General features: G+C 52.7%; 2 protein-coding genes. Both read right to left on the reverse strand.

Going from position 1 to position 1,716, the window contains the following annotated elements:
- Positions 1 to 184: 184 nt before the first annotated feature.
- The gene (locus BSG09_RS20010; protein ID WP_092936245.1) at positions 185 to 745 is read right to left on the reverse strand and encodes an SWIM zinc finger family protein; all 561 of its coding nucleotides are present in this window, start codon (positions 743 to 745) and stop codon (positions 185 to 187) included.
- A gap of 339 nt (positions 746 to 1,084) precedes the next feature.
- Positions 1,085 to 1,525: a response regulator gene (locus BSG09_RS20015; protein WP_092936247.1), complete on the reverse strand. Its 441-nt coding sequence runs from the start codon at positions 1,523 to 1,525 to the stop codon at positions 1,085 to 1,087.
- Between the last annotated feature and the right edge of the window lie 191 nt (positions 1,526 to 1,716).

The following is a 1,716-nucleotide window of genomic DNA, read 5'->3' on the forward strand; positions in this document are numbered from 1 at the left end:
TTGGACACACTTGTCCCCTCCTCAATCCTCTCGAAAAGATGCCTCGATAAGCCACTGCTGTCTGGCGGTTCGTCACTTAGCTAAAGACGCATGGTCTCATGGGTTGCTACGGTGGACTCCCTTCGAGCCCCCGCACCCCTTTCAGGGGATACAAACCGTCTCGAGTGCCGAGATTTCTTGACAGTCAGCGACTGAACGTGCCATCCGGCGCAGGGACAAGTCCCGTGCGGATCTCGAGGTCGACACGACGAAGATGCTTGCAGCCATCATCTGGCTGACGCTGCTCGAAATCGGGACAGGTACACGTTGCTGCTTCGATATCGACCTTGTAGGTGTTCCCGCTCTCACTCTCGACTTCGTAGATCGGGCCCACTGTCGTAAAGCGGACGTCCAGCTTTTCGTTCAGTGCACGGCGAGTTCGTGGGTCGTCGATCGAGTAGCCACCTGCCTCGAGTGCGGTCGGTGGCTGGGGGTTGTCGCAGGGGACGGTGAACTCGTCGCGATGGTTGCGCTCTTGGCTGCACTTCCTGCAGCGCCAGTAGCGTGTCCGATACTCGTAGCCATCAGTGAGATTGAGTTCGTACGGTGTTGGCTCCGCGCCTGGCAGCCATTCATCGATCGCGACGAGTTCATGTCCGTTCAGTCGGGCAACGTCTCCTGGATAGCTTCGATTACGGTCGCTCGTGTACTCGTTTGTCGGTCGATCTCGATGCGAGTTGCTCTGGGGTGGTCGATTTGTACTCATTCGTGGCCTCGAGGCACACGAGTGTGCGCCTCGCCCTCTCAGGCGCAGAAAAACCGAATGCGATTCGCTATTGGGTTCCGTCGGTAGCCTTGAGAAACCGCCCTACTTCTTTTTGGCTGAGCCAGACTTCATGTCGTCACGGTTCTCGTGCTGTTTGAGATTGATGATGTCTGTGATGCCTGCCTGTCGGACAAAAGCCAACAGCAATCGAGTTTGTAGTGGTACTCGAGGGAGAAATTGAGCCGATTCTGTCGAAGAACCTCGGAGTTCTCGTGGTGACTACAGATGCATACTGAGCACGAATCAACTGCATTCAATCCAATTAACGAGTAAGACGTCTTACTTTTCTTTCGGGAGAAAATGGACTGAGTTGAGCCAGAAATCCTCGATCGCTTGTACCATCTGATCGAACTCGTCTGCCGAGTCCGGCTTTTGCAGGCAGGCATTCGCGTGGAGTGCGTACGACCGAGAAATCTCTTCTGTTGCATCCGACGATGTCAAGACAAGTACAGGGATATGCTGTAACTCTGGTCTGTCCTTGAGCTCGATGAGAAGTTCGATACCACTCGTTTCGGGAAGGTGGTAATCGAGGAGGACAAGATCCGGGCGAGGTGCATCTGTATAATCACCGTGCTGATCAATGTAGTCGAGTGCTTGATCACCGGTAGAAACGACAGTTACGTTGTTCGGAGTCTCTGATGTCTCAAACGAATCAGTAAAACGTGATACACTGTCAGATTTAGGTTCTACGAGAAGAATATCATAGGTTCGGTGTCGCATGAATGTCTACTCGTACTCTCGTGTCTGTTCGACCTAACAGTAATACCCCTATATTTTGGTCCGATAGGACCACCGCAGCATTTACGATAGATAAACCGTAGTTGGATAGCGTGACTATCATTCACTACTTAGTGATGCCTCTCATCCTGAGCTGAGTTCTTCTCCACCGAGGATAGACTGGAGCTGTTCGG

Source organism: Natrinema hispanicum, from assembly GCF_900111485.1.
In the GTDB taxonomy this organism is placed as follows: Archaea; Halobacteriota; Halobacteria; order Halobacteriales; family Natrialbaceae; genus Natrinema; species Natrinema hispanicum_A.

Bases quoted from the DNA above. Each gene is read 5' to 3' on its own strand.
- BSG09_RS20010 (WP_092936245.1), bottom strand. From the start codon at position 745: ATGAGTACAAATCGACCACCCCAGAGCAACTCGCATCGAGATCGACCG.
- BSG09_RS20015 (WP_092936247.1), bottom strand. From the start codon at position 1,525: ATGCGACACCGAACCTATGATATTCTTCTCGTAGAACCTAAATCTGAC.